We start from the raw sequence: 21,955 nt of genomic DNA on the forward strand, positions 1-21,955 counted from the left end.
TTTGTCGGTTTACTCTTTACATGGGGATGAGCGTCGTCGCTTCAACTCAGCCGTGCAAAATTTTGTCCATTATCCTGCCCGGCAGCAGGCGCTTTAACCAGCCGACGGCATGGGTGACCAGCGTCACTGGATAGCGCATTTTGGGATGCTCGCTCTCAAAAGCATGGCGCACTTTGGCAACCACCGCCTCTGGCCCGAGGGTAAAACGTGCGGCGATGCCGGGGTTTTCGACCGGTTTATCCGCCTGGGTCTGGTTAACGTTTTCGGTAAAGCGGGTGCGGATCGGGCCGGGTTCAATCAGGCTGACCTTGATGCCGCTGTGGCGCAGCTCCATGCGCAGGGCGTCGGACCAGGCTTCCAGCGCATATTTGCTGGCCGCGTAGGCGCCGCGGCCCGGGGTGGAAATCAGCCCCATCACTGACGATGTCATCACGATGCGCCCTTCGCCGTGCGGCAGCATGGCCGGGAGCAGACGCATGGTGAGCTGATGGACGCCAAAGAAATTGGTTGAAAACTGCTTCTCCAGCGTTTCGCGCGAGAGCGTATCCAGTGGGCCATACACGCCGTAACCGGCATTATTAAAGAGACCGTACAGACGGCCTTCGGTCAGGGCTATCACCTCGTCGGCGGCGCGTTCAACGCTCTCCGGCGAGTCCATATCCAGCTGTATGCCGGTAAAGCCCAGCCCGTTCATGCGCTCGACATCGTCAGGCTGGCGGCACGCTGCCAGCACCCTGAATCCCTGGCGCTTTAGTTCAAGCGCGCTTTCAAGGCCGATTCCGCTGGAACATCCTGTAATTAAGACCGATTTTTGCATAACTTTACCTGTCAGGAACTCCGCTGAATTACGAGTCATGTTTAACTAAAGGAGCCAGCCGCGTTGCCATCCAGTCGGCAATAAACGGCTGCGCATCGCGATTGGGGTGGATACCGTCGTCCTGCATCCACTGAGGTTTGAGATAGACCTCTTCCATGAAAAATGGCAGGAGCGGAATATCAAACTCTTTGGCAAGCTTAGGGTAGATCGCGCTAAAGGCCTCATTATACCGACGACCGTAGTTGGCGGGCAGGCGAATTTGCATCAGCAGCGGCTGGGCGTTTGCCGCCTTGATGTCCCGCAAAATGGTACGCAGCGTTTGCTCGGTTTGCTGAGGCTGGAAGCCACGCAGGCCGTCATTACCGCCAAGCTCAACCAGCACCCAGCGCGGCTGATGCTGCTTAAGCAGCGCAGGCAGGCGCGACAGACCCTGCTGCGAGGTATCGCCGCTGATGCTGCCGTTGATAACGGTCGTCTTGCTTTGCCATTTGTCATTGAGCAGAGCCGGCCAGGCCGCGCTGGCCGCCATGCGGTAGCCCGCGCTCAGGCTGTCGCCAAGAATCAGTAACGTGTCCGCTGCCGCCGCGCGGAAGGTCATCAGCATCAAAAACAGGAAGGGCAAATGCCAGCGGAAAACAGTGTTGAAGTTCATCGTCTTAAGAAGTCCGTCGGTCAGGGGGAGCAGGAGCTTTCAATCCTTACCGGAGTTGAACTCGTTGTCAAACGCGCCGAAACCATCGCGCTGATTGGCGAATCCGGTTCCGGCAAGTCTACGCTGCTGGCGATTCTGGCCGGTCTGGACGATGGCAGCAGCGGCGAAGTCCACCTGGTCGGGCAACCGCTGCACCAGCTTGATGAAGAGGCGCGAGCCGCGCTGCGCGCGCGGCATATCGGTTTTGTCTTTCAGTCTTTTATGCTGATCCCGACCCTGAACGCGCTGGAAAACGTCGAACTCCCGGCGCTGCTGCGCGGCGAAAAGAGTCGCGAAAGCCGCACGCATGCGAAGGCGCTGCTGGAACAGCTCGGCCTGGGCAAGCGCCTCGACCATCTTCCGGCACAGCTTTCTGGTGGCGAGCAGCAGCGCGTGGCGCTGGCGCGGGCGTTTAACGGCCGCCCGGAAGTGCTGTTTGCCGATGAACCCACCGGCAACCTTGACCGTAAAACCGGGGATAAAATTGCTGATCTGCTGTTTTCGCTTAACCGCGAACATGGCACCACGCTGATCCTCGTGACCCACGATCCGCAGCTGGCCGCCCGCTGCGACCGCCGCCTGCGGCTGGTGAACGGTATTCTTCAGGAGGAAGCATGATCGCCCGCTGGTTCTGGCGCGAATGGCGCTCGCCCTCGCTGCTGATTGTCTGGCTGGCGTTAAGCCTGGCGGTGGCCTGCGTGCTGGCGCTCGGCAGCGTCAGCGACCGTATGGAAAAAGGGCTCAGCCAGCAGAGCCGCGAATTTATGGCCGGGGACCGGGCGCTGCAAAGCTCGCGTCCTGTGCCGCCTGGCTGGATTGAGGAAGCGCGCAAGGAAGGGCTAAAGGTGGGAGAGCAGCTCACCTTCCAGACCATGACCTTCGCGGGGGACACCCCGCAGCTCGCCAGCGTGAAGGCCGTGGACGACATCTACCCGATGTACGGGGAATTACAAACCAGCCCGCCGGGGCTAAAGCCGACGCCCGGCACGGTGCTGCTGGCATCGCGCCTGATGGCGCTTCTTAACCTGAAGCCCGGCGACAGTATTGACGTTGGCGATGCCACGCTGAAAATCGCCGGGGAAGTGGTGCAGGAGCCCGACTCCGGCTTTAATCCGTTCCAGCTCGCGCCGCGCCTGCTGATGAACACCACCGATGTCGCGAAAACCAACGCCGTCCAGCCGGGAAGCCGCGTCACCTGGCGCTACAAGTTTGGCGGCACGCCCGCGCAGCTGGAGGCGTATGAAAAATGGCTTCTGCCGCAGCTCAAGCCGGAACACCGCTGGTACGGGCTGGAGCAGGACGAAGGCGCGCTCGGCAAATCCCTCGAACGTTCCCAACAGTTCCTGCTGCTGTCGGCGCTGTTAACCCTGCTGCTGGCGGTGGCGGCGGTTGCCGTGGCGATGGGGCACTACTGCCGCAGCCGCTACGACCTGGTGGCGATCCTTAAAACCCTCGGCGCGGGGCGGGCGCAGCTGCGCAAGCTGATCGTCGGCCAGTGGCTGATGCTGCTGGCCCTCTCTGCGCTCACTGGCGGAATAATAGGCCTGCTGTTTGAAAAACTGCTGATGGTGATGCTGAAACCGGTGCTGCCGGCCGCGTTGCCCCCGGCAAGCCTCTGGCCGTGGCTGTGGGCGATGGGCGCGATGACGGTAATCTCGGTGCTGGTGGGGCTGCGCCCGTACCGCCTGCTGCTCGCGACGCAGCCGCTGCGGGTGCTGCGCAATGATGTGGTGGCGAACGTCTGGCCGCTGAAGTTCTATCTCCCGGCGATTATTGCTGTTGCGGTCGGGCTGCTGGCCTGGCTGATGGGCGGCAGCACCCTGCTGTGGGCCGTGCTGGCCGGCGCGGTGGTACTGGCGCTGCTGTGCGGAGTGCTGGGCTGGATACTGCTCAACGTCCTGAAAAGGCTGACGGTAAAATCCCTGCCGGTGCGGCTGGCGGTCAACCGCCTGCTGCATCAGCCCTGGTCAACGCTCAGCCAGCTGTCGGCCTTTTCGCTGTCGTTTATGCTGCTGGCGCTGCTTCTCGTGCTTCGCGGGGATCTGCTGGATCGCTGGCAGCAGCAGCTTCCGCCGGAAAGCCCGAACTATTTCCTGATCAACATCGCACCGGAACAGGTAACGCCGCTGAAGGGCTTCCTGTCGGAGCATCACATTATTCCCGAGTCGTTCTATCCCATCGTCCGTGCGCGTCTGACGCAGATCAACGGTCAGTCAACTGAGGGGAACAAGGACGAGTCGCTTAACCGCGAACTCAACCTGACCTGGCAGGAGAAACGTCCCGACCATAACCCGATTACCGCCGGTAGCTGGCCGCCGAAAGCGGGAGAGGTGTCGATGGAAGAGGGGCTGGCGACGCGCCTGAACGTGAAGCTCGGGGACAGCGTGACCTTCACCGGTGATACCCAGGATTTTACCGCCAAAGTCACCAGCCTCCGTAAAGTGGACTGGGAAAGCCTGCGGCCAAACTTCTTCTTCATCTTCCCGCCAGGCGCGCTGGACGGGCAGCCGCAGAGCTGGCTGACCAGCTTCCGCTGGGAAAACGGCAACGGCATGCTGACGCAGCTTAACCGGGAGTTCCCGACGGTGAGCCTGCTGGATATCGGCGCGATCCTCAAACAGGTCGGGCAAGTGCTGGAGCAGGTGAGCCGCGCGCTGGAGGTGATGGTGGTGCTGGTGACAATCTGCGGCATATTGCTGCTGCTGGCGCAGGTGCAGGTGGGCATGCGCCAGCGTCATCAGGAACTGATAGTCTACCGCACGCTCGGCGCGGGTAAGCGGCTGCTGCGGGCGACGCTCTGGAGCGAGTTTGCGCTGCTTGGGCTGGTGGCGGGTCTGGTCGCGGCGATTGGCGCGGAGACGGCGCTGGCGGTGCTGCAGACAAAGGTCTTCGACTTCCCGTGGGAGCCTGACTGGCGTCTCTGGCTAGTACTCCCTCTCTGCGGCGCGGTGCTGCTCTCCCTCTGCGGGGGCTGGCTCGGGGCGCGATTGTTAAAGGGCAAGGCCCTGTTCCGGCAGTTTGTGAATTGATTTGGCATGGTAATAATTACGCACCGGTTTTTATGCCGGTGCGTAATGCTTAAATAGCACAAAGTGATAATGCCAACGCATTTAGTAGCACAAAACATTAAAAACCCGCCCACACAGCCCGAAAATTTCCGGTTAATATTCACCAGCTAAATATTTAGCAGCGTGTCTATTAAGGAAAAATAATGACTATAAAAAAATCAGCGCTGGCGGCAACGATCGGCGCGGCAGTGGCATTGACTACTTTTGCATCTCAGGCAGAAATCACCGTACTTAAGCAGGATCCTCAGGCGGGTAACCCGCTGAGCCGCCTGAACTTCACCGTTGGCGGTAGTATTCGTCCTCAGTTCCAGAACATGACCGGCGATGACGGCAAAAACGGCTACAAGCGTAACGGCTTTGACGGCGGTACCCGCTTCCGTTTCGCGGCAGACTACTACCTGTTCGATGACATCAGTTGGATCAGCTACTACGAGCTGGGGGTGAACATTCCGGCGCAGTTTAACTGGGATAACCACTACGCCGACGGCGCGCACGACACCTCACGCCGTATGCTCTACACCGGCCTGAAGAGCGATACCTGGGGTACGCTGACCTTCGGCCAGCAGAACAGCGTGTACTACGATGTGGTGGGCGCGAAAACCGATATCTGGGACTACGACATGATCGGCCAGGCGCCGGGTAACGGGATCAATGGCGACTACGACGGCTCTTACCGTTCACGCCAGATGCTGAAATATAAGAAAACCGTGGGCGATGCGGACATCTATGCATCCTACCTGTTTGAAGACAGCGAATACCTGCCGGGCAACGGCCTGCGCTACAAGCGTAAAGGCGGCGGCTCACTGGGTATCGATTACCACCTGACCACCGATCTGACCTGGGGCGCTGCGTGGAACTACACCCGCGCGGACATGCGTAACCCGGACAACGGCGACAGCAAATCCTACGACCAGAATATTGTCGGTACCGCGCTGAGCTGGACGCCGGACAACTGGACCTTCTCCGCTGGCGGCGGCTGGTACCAGAACTTCCTGACCACCAAAAAAGTGTCTGTTAACGACTACTTTGCGGGCGACGCGTGGGGTATTGAATACTTCGCAGGGTACAAATTCCCAATCGGTCAGTACGCGGTGAAATCCATCCAGCCTTACTTCATGGGTGACCGCATCGAGTACGTGAACGGCCGTAACTACCAGCGCATCGACAACGGCGTGGGTATCAGCTTCCAGCTGGATTACGGTTTCCGCGTGGATTACGAACACGTGTTCACCTCCAGCACCGACAACCTGGGCGACATGAACCTGGTGCGTCTGCGTTACGACTTCTAAGATGTCATGTAGGGTGCGGCCTGATGCCCTCACCCTGACCCTCTCCCACGGGGAGAGGGAAAAAACATTAAAAACGGCAACCCAGGTTGCCGTTTTGCTTTTACCTCGCCACCCGGCTTTTTTTAGCGATTAAGCCACTCGGCAATTTCTGCGAACGTCCCGCGATAGACAATCTTCTCCGCTTTCTTCTCCAGCTGATAGCCGTACATCGGGTCGTAATAGTCCTTCAGCAGCGGTACAAGCCAGCTGAAGTGCGCGTCGGTGCTGCCCGTTCGCTGTTGTTCGGCAAGGGCCGCGTCCAGCAGCGCCGTAAATTCCGCAAAACGCTGTAGCCCAAGCCGACGGCGAATGGCAAACAGGCCGTGGTGCAGGTACTCGCTGTACTCCTTCCAGCCCGCCTCCTCACCGTACGCGGCAGAAAAATCCGCCCACATGTGGTCAAAATACTCTTCGCGCAGGCGCTCAAGTCGGGTTTCAAACGGGTCTTCGACGACAACGATAGGGGCGTCAACCATGCGGTCGCGCAGGCACTCCGGCAGGTGGTTGGAGCCAATCATCCGGCCCTCGTCCTCCAGCACCCAGCGCGCGGCGTCTTTTTTCAATAGCTCAACCGCAAGGTGATTCTCGAAGCTCGCCTGGGAAAGCTGCGGCGTAAGCGTGCGGCCAAACGACGAGCCGCGATGGTGCGCCAGCCCTTCCAGATCGATGCCCTGCGCGTGCTGCTTCACCAGCAGCGTTTTACCGTTGCCGGTACAGCCGCCAATAAGCACCATCGGCTTTTGCGACTGCTCAATGGTGGCCTGAATCGCCGTCTGGCGCAGGGCCTTATAGCCGCCGCGGATCAGCGGGTAGTCGATGCCAGCCTCTTTCAGCCAGGCCTGAGAGATATGCGAGCGCTGACCGCCACGCGCACAGCAGAGATAGCCCTCGGGGTGCGCAAGGCTGGCTTCGCGCCAGGCGTTAATGCGCGCCTCCCGCGTCTCGCCGCTCACCAGGCTATGGCCGAGCGCCAGCGCGGCGTCGGGTCCCTGGCGCTTATAGCAGGTACCGACGGCGGCACGCTCGTCGTCGTTCATTAAGGGCAGGTTGAGTGCGGCGGGCATCGCACCCTGGGCAAATTCGATCGGCGCGCGAACGTCGATTAAAGGGGTATCAGACGCGAGGATCGCGCGATAGTCCGTTCCATCGTTCATGGTGATTCCAGAAGAAAACTCAGCAGCAATGGGCGGGGATTGTACGCCGGGGAAGGGGAAGGTCAACTCCCCGGCGCAGATGTCTTACTTGAGCTTTGACTGTGCCCAGACAATTCCGCTCGCGTATTCTGGCGGCAGGAGAGGAACGATCGCCTCCAGGGTGGCGCTCAGGCGGTCGGTATCGCTGTCGTTCAGGTTGAGATGACCCACTTTACGACCCGCGCGAACCTCTTTGTCATACCAGTGCAGATGCACCAGCGGCAGCTTCAGCCAGTCGTAGTTCAGATCGGTCCCGATCAGGTTGATCATCACCGACGGGCTGTTAACAACGGGCTGTGGCAGCGGCAGGTCGGTGATGGCGCGCAGGTGCAGTTCGAACTGGCTGATGGAGGCGCCGTTTTGCGTCCAGTGGCCGCTGTTGTGCACGCGCGGCGCCAGCTCGTTGATCAGCAGGCCCGACGGCGTGACGAAGCACTCCATCGCCATCACGCCCACGTAGCCCAGCTCGTGCATGATGGCAGAAAGCATCTCTTCCGCCTGCGCCTGCTGGTCGGCATTGGCGTGCGGGAAGGCGACGCTGGTGCGCAGAATGCCGTCCTGATGCAGGTTATGCGTCAGCGGGTAAAACACCGTGCGGCCATCGTGCCCGCGGGCGCCTACCAGCGACACTTCGCCGCTAAAGTTGATGCCCTGCTCAACGATGCACTCGCCGTAGCAGTCGTCCGGCAGTTCGGCGGTGTCGCCTGCGCGCAGGCGCCACTGGCCGCGGCCGTCGTAGCCACCCACGCGGCGCTTCACAATCGCCAGCTCGCCCAGCATGGCGAAGACGTCATTCCACTCGCTTTTATCAGACAGGAGCTGCCACGGGGCGGTTGCGAGGCCCAGCTTGTCGAACAGCTGCTTCTGCGTCAGACGGTCGGCAATGATCGGGAACACGTCGCGGTTCACAAAGGCGTTATGGCGCGCCAGCTCGCGGGTCAGGGCGGTTTCCGGCCAGCGTTCAATTTCGGCGGTGATCACGCTCTGATGGAACGGCACCGCTTCCGGCTCGGCGTCCAGCCCGACGGGCCAGACGGCAATCCCCAACGGTTCGCCAGCCTGACGCAGCATGCGGCCCAGCTGGCCGTTGCCGAGGACGCAAACCTGCTTCATGCCGCACCCCGCGGGTCCGGGTTATCCAGCACCTCGTCGGTCTGGGCTTTACGCCACTCCGCCAGACGCTGGTGTAAATCTTTGTCGTGCGTTGCAAGAATTTGCGCGGCCAGCAGGGCGGCGTTCGCCGCGCCCGCTTTGCCAATTGCCAGCGTGCCGACAGGAATACCGCGCGGCATCTGGACGATGGAGTAGAGGCTATCGACACCGCTTAACGCGGCGCTTTGAACAGGGACGCCCAGAACCGGCACCAGCGTTTTGGCGGCAATCATGCCCGGCAGATGTGCTGCGCCGCCCGCACCGGCAATAATCACCTCATACCCGTTCTCTTCGGCGCTTTCGGCGAAGCTGAACAGTTTGTCCGGCGTACGGTGTGCGGAAACCACTTCAACGTGGTGCGGAACATTCAGGATTTCAAAGATTTCGGCGGCGAACTGCATGGTAGCCCAGTCGCTTTTGGACCCCATCACGATGGCGACACGCGCCGGATTATTGCGGGAAGACATGCGTCTTAAAACTCCTGTGGTGCGAAACACACTGCTTTCGAGGGCACAGAGAATAGCATGTTATACGGGCAAGGAAAACGGTTGCGTGGCTGAGAAATAAGCGAAACGACGAGAAAACGTTAAAACGGAAAAGCGATCAGTTCGACACCTTCCGGGGTGACTTTGACCATCGAACCCTCAGTGTGCCATGCGCCCAATACCACGCGATGGGCCGGTTCACCGTTGGCGCTCAGAGAATGCACGTCAGGGCGATGGGTATGACCGTGGATCAGCCACTGAACGCCATGCTTTTCCATCACGCTCACCACAGCTTGCGGGTTGACGTCCATGATGGTCAGGGATTTGCTGCTGTTGGCGGCTTTGCTGCCCGCACGCATTCTGGCGGCGATGCGGTTGCGGATAAACAGCGGCAGGGCAAGGAACACCTTCTGGATCCACGGGGTGTGGACCTTGGCGCGAAACGCCAGATAGCCGGTATCGTCAGTGCAGAGCGTGTCGCCGTGCATGATGAGTACCTTGCGGCCATAGAGATCGAGCACCTGTTCTTCCGGCAGCAGCGTCATACCGCTTTCGCGGGCATAGCGCTTACCGAGCAGGAAATCACGGTTGCCGTGAATGAAGTAGCAGGGGACGCCGGAATCTACCAGCGTTTTAATGGCGGCAGCCATTTCACGATGCAGCGGGTTAGGGTCGTCGTCGCCAATCCAGGCTTCAAACAGATCGCCCAGGATGTACAGCGCATCGGCGCTTTTCGCTTCACCGCGTAAAAAACGCAGAAAACCGGCGGTTATCGCCGGTTCTTCTGTTTGCAGATGCAGATCCGCAATAAAGAGTGTCGCCACGAATTACTCGCTGACGGTCACGCTTGTAATCACAACGTCTTCTTTAGGAACGTCCTGGTGCATGCCGCTGCGGCCGGTAGAGACGGCTTTGATCTTGTCGACCACGTCCATACCTTCAACCACTTCTGCGAACACGCAGTAGCCCCAGCCCTGCAGGCTTTCGCCGGAGAAGTTCAGGAAGTCGTTATCCGCTACGTTGATGAAGAACTGCGCGGTGGCAGAGTGAGGCGCCTGAGTACGGGCCATTGCCAGCGTACCGCGGGTGTTTTTCAGGCCGTTGTTCGCTTCGTTTTTGATCGCCTCTTTGGTCTCTTTCTGGCGCATGCCAGGCTCGAAACCGCCGCCCTGGATCATAAAGCCGTTGATCACGCGGTGGAAAATAGTGTTGTTGTAGAAACCTTCGCGACAGTAGTCCAGGAAGTTTTTAACTGTTTCAGGCGCTTTGTCATCAAAGGTCTTGATTACGATATCGCCATGATTAGTGTGGAAAGTAACCATTTTTGCATCCTGTTCCGTTATTGTGGTACGTCGACCCGCCTTCGGGTCATATATAGGGGCTTGTTATAGCATAACCACAGGACGCGATCACCTTGCATTGTGTGCTGATCCTATTCCGAATTATGGGTATTATATGGAACAAACAACTCACACACGTGTTTACATGGAATCTTCGATGTTAAAAATCTTTAATACAATGACGCGCCAGAAAGAGGAATTTAAACCTATCCATGCCGGGGAAGTCGGCATGTACGTGTGTGGTATTACGGTTTACGATCTCTGTCATATCGGCCATGGCCGTACCTTTGTCGCGTTCGACGTGGTCTCTCGCTACCTGCGCTTCCTGGGCTATAACCTGAAGTACGTGCGTAACATCACCGACATCGACGACAAAATCATCAAGCGCGCTAATGAAAACGGCGAAAGCTTTGTTGCGCTGGTGGATCGCATGATTGTTGAGATGCACAAAGATTTTGATGCCCTCAATATTCTGCGTCCGGACAGCGAGCCGCGTGCGACCCACCATATCCACGAAATTATCGAGATCACCGAAAAGCTGATCGAACGCGGTCATGCGTACGTAGCGGAAAACGGCGACGTGATGTTCTCCGTGCCGACGGACCCAACCTACGGCGCGCTTTCCCGTCAGGATCTGGACCAGCTGCAGGCCGGCGCGCGCGTGGACGTGGTTGACGTGAAGCGTAACCCGATGGACTTCGTGCTGTGGAAGATGTCCAAAGAGGGTGAACCGAGCTGGCCATCCCCGTGGGGCGAAGGCCGTCCGGGCTGGCACATTGAATGTTCAGCGATGAACTGCAAGCAGCTGGGCAACCATTTCGACATTCACGGCGGCGGTTCGGATCTGATGTTCCCGCACCACGAAAACGAAATTGCGCAGTCCACCTGCGCCCACGGCGGCGAGTACGTTAACTACTGGATGCACTCCGGGATGGTGATGGTTGACCGCGAGAAGATGTCGAAATCGCTGGGCAACTTCTTCACCGTGCGCGACGTGCTGAAGTATTACGACGCGGAAACCGTGCGCTACTTCCTGATGTCTGGCCACTATCGTAGCCAGCTGAACTACAGCGAAGAGAACCTGAAGCAGGCGCGCTCGGCGCTGGAGCGTCTGTACACCGCGCTGCGTGGCACCGACAAATCTGTGCCTGCGGCGGGCGGCGAAGCGTTCGAAGCGCGCTTCGTTGAGGTGATGAACGATGATTTCAACACCCCGGAAGCCTACTCCGTACTGTTCGACATGGCGCGCGAAGTGAACCGCCTGAAGTCAGAGGACATGGCAGCGGCGAATGCGCTGGCATCTCATCTGCGTAAGCTCTCTTCCGTGCTCGGCCTGCTGGAGCAGGAGCCGGACGCGTTCCTGCAGAGCGGCGCGCAGGCGGACGACGGTGAAGTGGCGGAAATTGAAGCGCTGATCAAGGCGCGTCTGGAAGCGCGTCAGGCGAAGGACTGGGCGGCGGCAGATGCGGCGCGTAACCGTCTGACCGAGATGGGCATTATTCTGGAAGACGGCCCGCAGGGGACGACCTGGCGTCGTAAGTAAGTCTGTAACGCCCGGTGGCGCTAACGCTTACCGGGCCTACTTTTACCTTCTTTTCCACCACAACATCCCTATCAGCACCACCCCCGGCAGCCACACCCACAGCAGTTCCGAGATAATGACCTCATGCCCGTACGGCGTGGCGTAGCGCGACAGCGCAAACGGCGCGACCTTGATCACCTGCCACGGCGCAAAGAAGCGCTCGTCTGACCACGGCCACAGCCAGCCGACGCCTTTTCCGCCGGTGGTAACGGAATCCAGCAGGCTGTGCGACAGCAGTGAAACGGTTAAGAACAGCCAGCAGCGCGTCAGGCTGGCCCGGAACCATCGTCGGCCAATCAGCACGCAGAGTATCGGTACCGCAAAGGCAAACAGCAGCGAATGGGTAAAGCCGCGGTGGCCGAAAATATTCCCGTAGGCGACGCCGAATTTGAACGCCAGCACGTCGGCGTCCGGCAGCATGGCGAGCACGATCCCGGCAAACAGCAGGCGGGGAGGGATGACTTTCGTTCCCAGACCTAAGCCCAGGCAAAGGGGAACAGCAGCGTGAGTGATAACGGTAGGCATTGCAATTATCCATGGCAAATCACAGCAATATAGCAGCGAATCCGCTGCAGCAAACCTGTGTCAAATTCTGATTTTACGCCGACTCGCGGGCGATAAGCTGCCCGGACAGCGTAATGCGCTGGGTTTGCAGATCCGGCTCCTTCAGCTTGCGGATAATCAGCCCCGCCGCCTGTCGTCCGGTTTCATCGCTGGCCGAAGAGACGTAGGTGAAGGAAGGGGAGGTGAGGTTGACGTGGAGCATATCTTCAAAACCGATCAGCGCCACCTGCTGGGTCAGGAACACGTCTTTCCCCACGGTGCGGCCCACCTGATGAATGCCGGAAATGGAGCCGATCATCGCATCCGGGGAGTGGCAAAGCAGGGCGGTGATGGAGCTGTTTTTCTCCAGCAGCTGGCGCGTTGCCATCGCGGCGGCCTGGGTGTCGTCGCTGCAGGCCGGTGAATAATCATCGCGCCAGACCAGCCCGTTTTGCGTCATCGCGCTGCGAAAGCCGAGCAGGCGCTGCTCGCGGATAAGACAGCCCTCGCGCCCGCCAATGTAGGCGATCGTGCGGTGTCCGCGTTCGATAAGATAGCGTGCGGCCAGGTTCGCCGCCTGGCGATTATCGCGCATGACCAGATTGCATTTTTCGTCCAGCAGAGACTGAGAGACCGCCACCAGCGGCAGCGGGCACTGGCGGATCTGCTCCGGTAAAGCAGCGTTACGGGTGTCAGACGCCAGATAAATAACGCCCGCGACGCCCTGCTGCTTAAACGACAGCAGGGTCCGTTCCAGATGTTCCTGGTCGTTCAGCGGCTGGCCGAGAAACACCATATAACCCTGCTTCTCCAGCTCCTGAACGATGCTCGCCATCACCTTGATGGAAAAGCTGTCGCTGAAGTCGCGCAGGATCAGGCCGATAAGATTGGAGGTGTTGGCGCGGAGGTTGGCAGCGGCAACGTTATGAACATAGCCCAGCGTCGTGATGGCGGCATTGACCTTCTCGATCGTCGCCTCTGAGATTTTCCCTTTCTGACGTAGCACCAGCGACACGGTAGAGACCGAGACGCCCGCGTGCTTTGCGACATCAATGATGCTGACTTTCTTCAAAACCGCTCCCTGAAATTTACCGATTATCAGCCGGATAAGACACGTCTCCCAGCGTACAGGAGACGTGTCGTTCAGGCATCTTATTATTTGCCGATCATGGTGGACATGGTCTGGGCGATAAACTGTGCTCTGGCACCGAAAATCACCTGGATCCCGTTGTCGCCGACGAAGACCACGCCGCGCGCGCCAAGCCCGTTCAGTCCGTCCCTGTCCACCGCATCGCTCTTCGCCACTTCCAGACGCAGGCGGGTGATGCAGGAGCCGACGGAGTCAATGTTCTGCGCGCCGCCCAGCAGGCCGATGATTTCGGTGGCAAGTTCGGAATCGGACTTGTCATTCGCGCTGGCGGTCACCTCCGTACGGCCCGGCGTTTTCACATCGAAGCGACGGATCACGAAGCGGAACGTGAAGTAGTAAATCAGCGCCATCGGAATGCCGATGATAATGGCACTCAGGAAGTTGGTCTGATAGCCGTTAAACGACGGCAGGATCCCGAACGACAGGTAGTCGATAAAGCCCGCCGAGAACGATTTGGCGATATGCGCGTGCAGCAGGTACATGGTCATGTACGCCAGGCCCGCCATGATGGCGTTGAAGACGTACAGAATCGGCGCCACGAAGATAAAGGTGAACTCTACCGGCTCGGTGATCCCCGTCAGGAAGCAGGTGAGGGCAGCGGAGAAGAGAATACCGGCCGCGATTTTCTTATTCTTCGTATGCGCTTCGTGGTACATCGCCAGGCATGCCGCAGGCAGCGCGAACAGCATCAGCGGGAACTCGCCCTGCATGAACTTACCGGCGTTCTGGTAGGTGTCGCTGCTGAAGGATTTCACCCCCTCTTCGAGCATTTTGAACCAGATGGTCTGGTCACCGTGGATCACCTGGCCCGCCTGGGTGGTGTAATCCCCGAACGAATACCAGAAGGACGGATACCAGATGTGGTGCAGGCCGAGCGGGATCAGCGCGCGCTCCACCAGCCCGAAGATAAAGGTTGATGCCGCCTGGTTATCACCGTTTACGATCACCGAGAGCGCGTCGATACCGGCCTGAATATGCTGCCAGACGTACGGCAGTAGCAGCCCCATCAGGAAAGAGAGGAACGCCGTGGCGATCGCCACAAAGCGCTTCCCGGAGAAGAAGCCGAGGAACTCCGGCAGCTGCATGGTGTGGAAGCGGTTGTAGCACCAGGCTGCGAGAATGCCGCAGATAAGCCCGCCGAAGACGCCCATCTGCAGCGTCGGGATGCCGACCACCATGGCATATTTTCCGCCCTGTGAGGCCATTTCCGGCGTAATGCTCAGCACGGTGCTGATGGTGATGTTGGTGACAAACACCGACACCGCCGCCGAGAGTGCTGCAATGCCGGATTCCGAGGCCAGACCGACAGCAGAGCCGATGGCAAACAGCATCGGCAGGTTATCAAAGATAACCCCGCCGGCGTTCATCATTAGCGGCAGGTGGAACTTATCGCCGAAGGCCAGCAGCAGGCCCGCAGCGGGAAGCAGTGAAATTGGCAGCATTAAGGCGCGACCAATCATCGATAACTTAGACAGCGATTTAACAAACCCTGATATCAGACTCATGCTGATTTCCCCCGAGTAGCGCTTTTTAAGCGCTGTTATTGTAAGTAGAACGTTTTAGTAGAACGTTCTACTTATCGTGGGGAAAGAGTGAAAAACACGCAACTGAAATCTCACCTTTCAACAGATGAAATAGTGATTATTTGAAGTTGATCGATAATTAACCGTGATGGATATGGGGGGATTTTTGATCCCCTCTCCCCTTTGGGGAGAGGGTGAGGAGGACTCAGGCCGTCACGGTCACGCTCTGCCCTTCAAAGCTCACGGTCTGGCCGGCGACAATTTTGCAGCGCTTGCGGGTTTCCACCACGCCGTCGACTAAAACCCGCCCGTCGGCGATAACGATTTTCGCCTGCGCGCCGCTTTCGCTCCAGCCTTCGAGCTTGAGCAGATCGCACAGCTCAACGTGCGGGTGTTTGCCTAATGAAAATGTGGCCATCTTATGCTTCCTCTACATCGTGGTACTCTTCGCATGCCTGCAAAGTATTCTGAATCAGCGTTGCTACAGTCATCGGGCCAACGCCGCCCGGCACTGGCGTAATGTAAGAGGCGCGAGCCGCCGCATCTTCGTACACCACGTCGCCGACCACTTTGCCGTTTTCCAGACGGTTAATCCCGACGTCCACGACAATCGCGCCCTCTTTGATCCACTCGCCCGGAATAAAGCCCGGCTTGCCGACCGCGACGATCAGCAGATCGGCGTTTTCAACGTGGTGGCGAAGGTTTTTGGTAAAGCGGTGGGTCACGGTGGTGGTGCAGCCGGCCAGCAGCAGCTCCATGCTCATCGGACGGCCCACGATATTGGACGCGCCGATGACCACGGCGTTCAGACCGTAGGTGTCGATGTTATAACGCTCCAGCAGCGTCACGATGCCGCGCGGGGTGCACGGGCGCAGACGCGGCGCGCGCTGGCACAGGCGGCCCACGTTGTACGGATGGAAACCGTCGACGTCTTTATCCGGCGCGATACGCTCCAGCACCTTCACGTTGTCGATGCCCGCAGGCAGCGGCAGCTGAACCAGAATGCCGTCGATCTCTTTATCGGCATTCAGGGTGTCAATAAGTTCCAGCAGTTCCGCTTCGCTGGTGGTTTCCGGCAAATCGTAAGAGCGGGAGACGAACCCCACCTCTTCACACGCTTTGCGTTTGCTGCCGACATAAATCTGTGATGCCGGGTTGCTGCCAACCAGCACAACGGCCAGCCCGGGAGCGCGTTTTCCGGCGGCTTTACGCGCCTTCACTTTTTCCGCGACCTCAGAGCGCACCTGCTGCGCAATCGTTTTACCGTCAATAATCTTTGCTGCCATCAGAGAGAAGATTCCGTCTGTAACGTTTGAAAGGGGGGATTGCTTGTATTTTGTCAGAAGCGAGCGCCGCTGTCAGTCACCCTTTACGAGTTTTCATCCGTGAGGCGCAAAAACCCTTCTTAAGTGATGGTCAATTTCTTAGACGGGATTAGGATGTGACCTGGCGAAATGGCAGTGTTTTGACATATTTAAAAATTACATCCTGAGCTACTTTGTCTCCTCCGAAATAAGTTTTCAATTATGCAATTGAACGTATTTCTTATTCCCGATTTTTCGCGGGAAGGGTTATTTACATTTTAAAGGAATAGACATGAAACTCAGCAACATTGCTTCTTCTGTTATTGCAACACTGGCCCTGGTCGCGGGTGCCGCTAATGCAGCCGATCCCGTTACGCCGGTTACCGTAAATGGCGGTACCGTGCATTTTAAAGGTGAACTGGTTAATGCTGCTTGTTCAGTAAATACCGATTCTTCCGAGCAGACGGTTAATCTCGGTCAGTATCGTACCGCGAAATTCACCAAAGTGGGCGACACCACCTCTAATATTCCGTTCAACATTGAACTGAATGACTGCGATCCGCTGGTTGCGAAAACCGCTGCCGTTGCTTTCACCGGCCAGATCGACGCGACCGACAAAACCCTGCTGGCCGTGACGTCCGGTAACAACGACAACACCGCGAAAGGCGTGGGTATCGAGATCCTCGACAGCAAATCTAGCGTGCTGACCCCGGACGGTGCCACCTTCTCTGCCGCGAAAGACCTGATTAAAGGGACTAACACCCTGCAATTCACCGCGCGCTACAAATCAACGGCTGCAACCACCGAGCCAGGCCAGGCGAACGCTGACGCCACCTTCGTAATGAAATACGAATAATACCCTCGCACAGGGATGTTCAGGCCTCAGGGACGAGGCCCGTCATACGCTACTGCCAGGAACGAAGGATGACAAGGACTGGAACACTACTGCTGTTAACCCTTGCGATGGCCTGCCCGGCATCGGCGCATACCGTGGTGATCGAAGGCGGCAAGGTGCATCTTCGTGGGGAGCTGGTAAACGGCGGCTGCGCCGTGGCGCCCGACAGCCAGAATATGCGCATCGACATGGGGCAGTACCGAACCAATTCATTTTCCGGTGTGGGCAGCTTTTCAACGGTTAATGTGCCGTTCACCGTGCGGCTGCTGGACTGCAGCGTGGATGTCTCCCGCATCGTGGGGATCCAATTTCAGGGCGTGACGCCCGCGGAAGATCCGCAGGTTTTTCTGGCGACATCGCGGCCAGGTGAAAGGCCTGTCAGCAGCGGTGTAGGGCTGGCGCTTTTTGATGAGCAGCAGCGTCAGATTATCCCGAATGCGACGGCCGTCAGCTGGTTGCCCGTGAATACCAGCGAGCTCGCATTTCATTTTAGCGCCCGCTATCGCGCTATTTCCGAACACCTCGTGCCAGGCAATATTCAGTCGGATGTCTGGTTTACGTTGATTTATCCATAACACCTGCGAACACATTATTAAAGGTACGGTTTTGATGAATATGCTAATTAAACCAGGACTGCTTTTATCGTTTATTTTAATGATGGTTTCTGCTTGCGCGAATGCTTCCGGCGGTATTGCGCTGGGGGCCACGCGCGTTATTTATCCGGCGGATGCGAAGCAAACGTCGCTGGCGATCACCAACAGCAATAAACAAGAACGCTACTTAATTAACGCGTGGATCGAAAATGCCAGCGGGCAAAAGGAAAAAACCTTTGCCGTCACGCCGCCGCTGTTCGTTAGCGAGCCGGACAGCGAAAACACGCTGCGTATTATTTACGCCGGGCCCGCGCTGCCCGCCGATCGCGAATCGCTCTTTTACATGAACGTGAAGGCGATCCCGTCAGTGAACAAAGCGAAAACGGAAAACAATAACGTGCTGCAGCTGGCGATCCTTTCGCGCATCAAGCTGTTTGTGCGCCCGAATAACCTGGCGATGCAGCCGGATGAGGCGCTTTCCCAGCTGCGCTTTGAGCGCGTGGGGAACCATCTCAAAGTCAGCAACGCCTCGCCGTATTACATCACTCTGGTCAACCTGAAGCTGGGCGGTCAGACGCTGGAAAACCTGATGGTCGCGCCGAAAAACTCGGCTCAGCAGGTGCTGCCCGCCGGGGCCGGCGGTACGCTCTCCTGGCAGAGCGTGAATGACTACGGCGCCATTACACCGGCGCGCAGCGTCAACCTGTGAGCAGAGTCAGGGCGATGAAAAACCACCAGGGACGTTACTGCCCGGTTGCACTGGCGCTGATGGCCGCGCTCTGGCCGCAGGCTGGCTGGAGCGAAAGCTACTTCAACCCGGCCTTCTTATCCGACGACACCGCCAGCGTGGCGGATTTGTCGCGTTTTGAACAGGGGCACCAGCAGGCACCCGGCATCTATCGCGTGGATATCTGGCGTAACGATGAGTTTATCGGCACCCAGGACGTGCGTTTTGAACAGGCCGAGAACACGCCGCCGGTGGCGGGCGGCCTGTCGCCGTGCATTACGCGCGCGATGCTCGATCGCTTTGGCGTCAACGTTGCCGCATTTCCCGAGCTGGCGAAGGTGCAGGGTGAAACGTGCGTTCCATTGACCACGGCCATTCCCGGCAGCGAAACGGTATTTAACTTTGCTTCACAGCGCCTGAACGTCAGCCTGCCGCAGGTGGCAATGCAAAACAGCGCGCGCGGCTATATTCCGCCTGAACAGTGGGATGAAGGCATTCCCGCCGCGCTGGTGAACTACAGCTTTACGGGCAACCGGGGAAGCGAAGACGACAGCTATTACCTGAACCTGCAGAGCGGGCTGAACTATGGTGCCTGGCGTTTACGCAACAACGGCGCATGGCGCTACACGCAAAATAACGGGAAGCGGCGCAGCGAGTGGCAGAATATTGGCACCTGGGCGCAGCGCACCGTTATCCCACTGAAAAGTGAGCTAGTGCTGGGCGACAGCAACACCGGGAATGACGTTTTCGACAGCGTCGGTTTTCGCGGCGGGCGGCTCTATTCGTCTGACAGCATGTACCCCGACAGCCTGCAGGGTTACGCGCCGACCGTACGCGGTATTGCCCGTACGCCTGCCAAAGTGGTGGTTCGCCAGAACGGCTACGTTATCTATCAAAGCTACGTCCAGCCCGGCGCGTTCGCCATTACCGATCTTAACCCGACCTCCTCCAGCGGTGACCTTGACGTCACGGTGGAAGAGAAAGACGGCAGCCAGCAGCGCTACACCGTGCCGTACTCCACCGTGCCGCTCCTGCAGCGTGAAGGGCGCTGGAAATATGACCTCGTGGCGGGGGATTACCGCAGCGGTAACAGCGACCAGGATACACCGTTCTTCGCCCAGGGCACCCTGATTACCGGCCTTGCTAACGGCTTTACGCTCTATGGCGGCACCCAGCTGGCGTCACGCTATACCGCAGTGGCCGTCGGGGCCGGGAAAAACCTCGGTGACTGGGGCGCAGTCTCCGTCGATATCACCCACGCCCGCAGCCAGCTCGCGGACGACAGCAAACATGAAGGTCAGTCCCTGCGTTTTCTGTATGCAAAATCGCTGAACGGGTTTGGCACCAACTTCCAACTGCTGGGCTACCGCTACTCAACGAAGGGGTTTTACACCCTGGACGACGTCGCCTGGCGCTCAATGGAGGGCTACCAGTATGCCGATAGCCAGGACGATAACGATGTGCCGGACGTGCAGAGCTATCACAACCTGACGTGGAATAAAAAAGGCCGCTTCCAGCTCAACATTTCCCAGTCGCTGGGGGATTACGGCTCGGTCTATATCTCCGGGAGCGAGCAAACCTACTGGGGGACGGACGAAACGAACCTCTGGTATCAGTTGGGCTACGCGGGGGGCGTGAAGGGGATCAACTACTCCCTGTCATGGTCGTGGAACAAATCCGTCGGGATCGACGGTACCGACCGGATCGCGTCGTTTAACGTCTCCGTGCCGTTTAGCCTCTTTACCCGCCAGGGCTATCGCCGGGACAGCGCGATCGATCGCGCCTATGCCACCGCATCCGCCAGCCGAAACAGCGATGGCGACACGAGCTGGCAAACCGGCGTCAGCGGCACGCTGCTTGAGGACCGCAACCTGAACTACAGCGTGACCCAGGGACACGCCAGCAACAACGGCTCAAGCGGAAGCGCCAGCGCCAACTGGCAGGCAACCTACGGCACGCTGGGCGTGGGCTACAACTATTCCCGCGATCAGCACGATCTCAACTGGCAACTCTCCGGCGGGGTGGTTGGCCATTCAGACGGCGTGACCTTCAGCCAGCCGCTGGGCGATACCAACGTGCTGATTAAGGCGCCGGGGGCATCAGGCGTCAGCGTGGAAAACCAGACCGGCGTGAAGACCGACTGGCGAGGCTACGCGGTCATGCCGTATGCCACCGTCTACCGCTACAACCGCGTGGCGCTGGATACCAATACCATGAGCAACAACACCGACATCGAAAACAACGTGAGCAGCGTGGTGCCGACCAAAGGCGCGCTGGTCCGCGCCAGCTTTGATACCCGCATTGGCGTGCGCGCCCTGCTGACGGTAACGCGCGGCAACCAGCCGGTGCCGTTCGGCGCCGTGGTGCGCGAAACCCAGAGCGGCGTGACCAGCATGGTGGGGGATGACGGGCAAATTTACCTGAGTGGGCTGCCGCTGGAAGGCGAACTGCTGGTCCAGTGGGGTAACGGGGTGCAGTCCCAGTGCCGTGCGCCTTACAGCTTGCCTGAAAAGAGCCTGCAACAGGCGATCACACTTAAGGGGATCCGCTGTGATTAAAATCCATATCTTTGCCTTGTCGCTTCTGGCACTCCTGCCCGCGACAAACGCGTTAGCCACCGTGTGCGTCAATGAAAAGGGCGTGCCGACGGAGGTGCATTACGACCTGACGGATAAATTCAACAGCTCGAATAACCAGGTTGGGCAGGTTGTCACCCTCAGCGAGAAATCGCAGTGGGTGGGGGTAAACGCCGTCTGCCCGAAGGGCACCGTCGGGAATACCACCAAGCGCAGCTACGTGACGGATTACCCGATCACCGGGACCAGCGATGGCTATCAGTATCTGAAGCTTAACGACTATCTGGACGGGGCGATGAAGATCACGGACAGCTATGCTGGCGCGTTTTATCCACCCAAAAGCTATATCCAGATGGGGAGCCATCCGAACGTTTCAAAAAACAAACCGTTTGGCGTGCAGGATTCCAGCCTTATTTTCCGTCTTAAGGTGACCCGACGCTTTATCAATATGGTGGTGATCCCGCGTGCCACCATGTTCCGCGTTTACGTCACCACAACCTCCTCCGATCCGTTGACCACGCCGGTCTACACCATCAGCTACAGCGGAACCATTCAGGTGCCGCAGAGCTGCGCCATCAACGCCGGCAATGTGGTTGAATTTGATTTCGGCGACATTGGCGCCTCCCTGTTCAGCAAGGCAGGCGTGGGTAACAAGCCGGAGGGCGTCTCATCGCAAAGCAAAACCATCGCGATTAAATGCACCAACGTGGAGGCAAACGCTATGCTGACGATGCGCGTCGAGGCTGAAAAGGTCTCCAATAATGTGGTGGTGTCGGATAACCCGGATGTGGGGTTTATCATTGCCAACGAGAGCGGTGCGCCGCTCACGCCTAACAAGCTGACGAGCAAAATTCCGTTCCGCCTGGACGACAGCGCGCAGGCGCAGGTGGGGATCCGGGTCTGGCCGGTGAGCGTGACGGGCAACAAGCCAGCGGAAGGGCGCTTTACCTCGCGCGGATATTTGCGTGTGGATTACGACTAAGGAGCA

General features: G+C 58.6%; 21 protein-coding genes. 9 read left to right on the top strand and 12 right to left on the bottom strand.

Annotated elements, in window-relative coordinates; genetic code table 11:
- Positions 1-46: 46 nt before the first annotated feature.
- Positions 47-856 (bottom strand): SDR family oxidoreductase, encoded by an 810-nt coding sequence (locus tag DG357_RS05640; protein WP_088205213.1) that lies wholly within the window; start codon positions 854-856, stop codon positions 47-49.
- Positions 846-1,469, bottom strand: a complete 624-nt coding sequence (gene tesA / locus DG357_RS05645) for a multifunctional acyl-CoA thioesterase I/protease I/lysophospholipase L1 (RefSeq protein ID WP_028012213.1) — start codon at positions 1,467-1,469, stop codon at positions 846-848. Before tesA ends, DG357_RS05640 begins: the two co-directional genes overlap by 11 nt.
- Here tesA and ybbA point away from each other — a divergent pair.
- The 3 genes from ybbA (at position 1,440) to DG357_RS05660 (ending at position 5,865) form a co-directional block, all read left to right on the top strand.
- A complete protein-coding gene (ybbA, locus tag DG357_RS05650) occupies positions 1,440-2,126 on the top strand; it encodes a putative ABC transporter ATP-binding protein YbbA (protein WP_041912055.1) in 687 nt (228 codons plus the stop codon). The two genes, tesA and ybbA, sit on opposite strands and share 30 nt — an antisense overlap.
- Positions 2,123-4,537, top strand: a complete 2,415-nt coding sequence (gene ybbP / locus DG357_RS05655; protein WP_088205212.1) for a putative ABC transporter permease subunit YbbP — start codon at positions 2,123-2,125, stop codon at positions 4,535-4,537. Before ybbA ends, ybbP begins: the two co-directional genes overlap by 4 nt.
- A gap of 182 nt (positions 4,538-4,719) precedes the next feature.
- A complete protein-coding gene (locus DG357_RS05660) occupies positions 4,720-5,865 on the top strand; it encodes a porin (RefSeq protein ID WP_047367634.1) in 1,146 nt (381 codons plus the stop codon).
- A 122-nt stretch (positions 5,866-5,987) separates the two neighbouring features.
- On the opposite strand, the gene mnmH is transcribed toward DG357_RS05660, so the two are convergent.
- The 5 genes from mnmH to ppiB all read right to left on the bottom strand — a co-directional run bounded on the left by mnmH (position 5,988) and on the right by ppiB (position 10,056).
- Complete coding sequence (mnmH, locus tag DG357_RS05665) at positions 5,988-7,058, bottom strand: tRNA 2-selenouridine(34) synthase MnmH (RefSeq protein ID WP_088205211.1); 1,071 nt, start codon at positions 7,056-7,058, stop codon at positions 5,988-5,990.
- An 84-nt stretch (positions 7,059-7,142) separates the two neighbouring features.
- Positions 7,143-8,210, bottom strand: coding sequence for a 5-(carboxyamino)imidazole ribonucleotide synthase (purK, locus tag DG357_RS05670; RefSeq protein ID WP_028012218.1), 1,068 nt, complete (start codon positions 8,208-8,210; stop codon positions 7,143-7,145).
- Positions 8,207-8,716, bottom strand: coding sequence for a 5-(carboxyamino)imidazole ribonucleotide mutase (gene purE / locus DG357_RS05675; protein WP_006809824.1), 510 nt, complete (start codon positions 8,714-8,716; stop codon positions 8,207-8,209). Before purE ends, purK begins: the two co-directional genes overlap by 4 nt.
- A 119-nt stretch (positions 8,717-8,835) precedes the next feature.
- On the bottom strand, positions 8,836-9,558 hold the full coding sequence (lpxH, locus tag DG357_RS05685; RefSeq protein WP_045260708.1) for a UDP-2,3-diacylglucosamine diphosphatase: 723 nt from the start codon (positions 9,556-9,558) through the stop codon (positions 8,836-8,838).
- Between the two features lie 3 nt (positions 9,559-9,561).
- Positions 9,562-10,056: a peptidylprolyl isomerase B gene (gene ppiB / locus DG357_RS05690; RefSeq protein WP_000256009.1), complete on the bottom strand. Its 495-nt coding sequence runs from the start codon at positions 10,054-10,056 to the stop codon at positions 9,562-9,564.
- 175 nt (positions 10,057-10,231) lie between these two features.
- On the opposite strand from ppiB, the gene cysS reads away from it, so the two are divergent.
- Positions 10,232-11,617 carry a cysteine--tRNA ligase gene (cysS, locus tag DG357_RS05695; RefSeq protein WP_041911037.1) on the top strand — a complete coding sequence of 462 codons (1,386 nt, stop codon included), beginning with the start codon at positions 10,232-10,234 and terminating at the stop codon, positions 11,615-11,617.
- A gap of 42 nt (positions 11,618-11,659) precedes the next feature.
- Here cysS and DG357_RS05700 read toward each other — a convergent pair whose 3' ends face one another.
- The 5 genes from DG357_RS05700 to folD form a co-directional block, all read right to left on the bottom strand.
- Entirely contained in the window at positions 11,660-12,181 is a 522-nt protein-coding gene (locus DG357_RS05700; RefSeq protein ID WP_088205210.1) for a metal-dependent hydrolase, read from the bottom strand.
- Between the two features lie 73 nt (positions 12,182-12,254).
- A complete protein-coding gene (gene malI / locus DG357_RS05705; protein WP_028012222.1) occupies positions 12,255-13,271 on the bottom strand; it encodes a Mal regulon transcriptional regulator MalI in 1,017 nt (338 codons plus the stop codon).
- Positions 13,272-13,354: 83 nt separating this feature from the next.
- The gene (locus tag DG357_RS05710) at positions 13,355-14,854 is read right to left on the bottom strand and encodes a PTS transporter subunit EIIC (protein WP_028012223.1); all 1,500 of its coding nucleotides are present in this window, start codon (positions 14,852-14,854) and stop codon (positions 13,355-13,357) included.
- A gap of 223 nt (positions 14,855-15,077) precedes the next feature.
- Complete coding sequence (gene ybcJ / locus DG357_RS05715; RefSeq protein ID WP_045356450.1) at positions 15,078-15,290, bottom strand: ribosome-associated protein YbcJ; 213 nt, start codon at positions 15,288-15,290, stop codon at positions 15,078-15,080.
- A 1-nt stretch (position 15,291) separates the two neighbouring features.
- A complete protein-coding gene (gene folD / locus DG357_RS05720) occupies positions 15,292-16,158 on the bottom strand; it encodes a bifunctional methylenetetrahydrofolate dehydrogenase/methenyltetrahydrofolate cyclohydrolase FolD (RefSeq protein ID WP_028012225.1) in 867 nt (288 codons plus the stop codon).
- 310 nt (positions 16,159-16,468) lie between these two features.
- Between folD and fimA the strand changes: the two genes are divergently transcribed.
- From fimA to fimH, 5 genes are all read left to right on the top strand, one after another.
- Entirely contained in the window at positions 16,469-17,032 is a 564-nt protein-coding gene (fimA, locus tag DG357_RS05725) for a type 1 fimbrial major subunit FimA (RefSeq protein WP_028012226.1), read from the top strand.
- Positions 17,033-17,100: 68 nt separating this feature from the next.
- Entirely contained in the window at positions 17,101-17,646 is a 546-nt protein-coding gene (gene fimI / locus DG357_RS05730; protein ID WP_088205209.1) for a type 1 fimbrial protein subunit FimI, read from the top strand.
- A gap of 34 nt (positions 17,647-17,680) precedes the next feature.
- Complete coding sequence (gene fimC, locus DG357_RS05735) at positions 17,681-18,373, top strand: type 1 fimbria chaperone FimC (protein WP_028012228.1); 693 nt, start codon at positions 17,681-17,683, stop codon at positions 18,371-18,373.
- A 14-nt stretch (positions 18,374-18,387) separates the two neighbouring features.
- Complete coding sequence (locus DG357_RS05740) at positions 18,388-20,949, top strand: fimbrial biogenesis usher protein (RefSeq protein WP_088205208.1); 2,562 nt, start codon at positions 18,388-18,390, stop codon at positions 20,947-20,949.
- The gene (gene fimH / locus DG357_RS05745; RefSeq protein WP_088205207.1) at positions 20,942-21,949 is read left to right on the top strand and encodes a type 1 fimbria D-mannose specific adhesin FimH; all 1,008 of its coding nucleotides are present in this window, start codon (positions 20,942-20,944) and stop codon (positions 21,947-21,949) included. Before DG357_RS05740 ends, fimH begins: the two co-directional genes overlap by 8 nt.
- Positions 21,950-21,955: the final 6 nt, after the last annotated feature.

The organism is Enterobacter bugandensis, from assembly GCF_900324475.1.
In the GTDB taxonomy this organism is placed as follows: Bacteria; Pseudomonadota; Gammaproteobacteria; order Enterobacterales; family Enterobacteriaceae; genus Enterobacter; species Enterobacter bugandensis.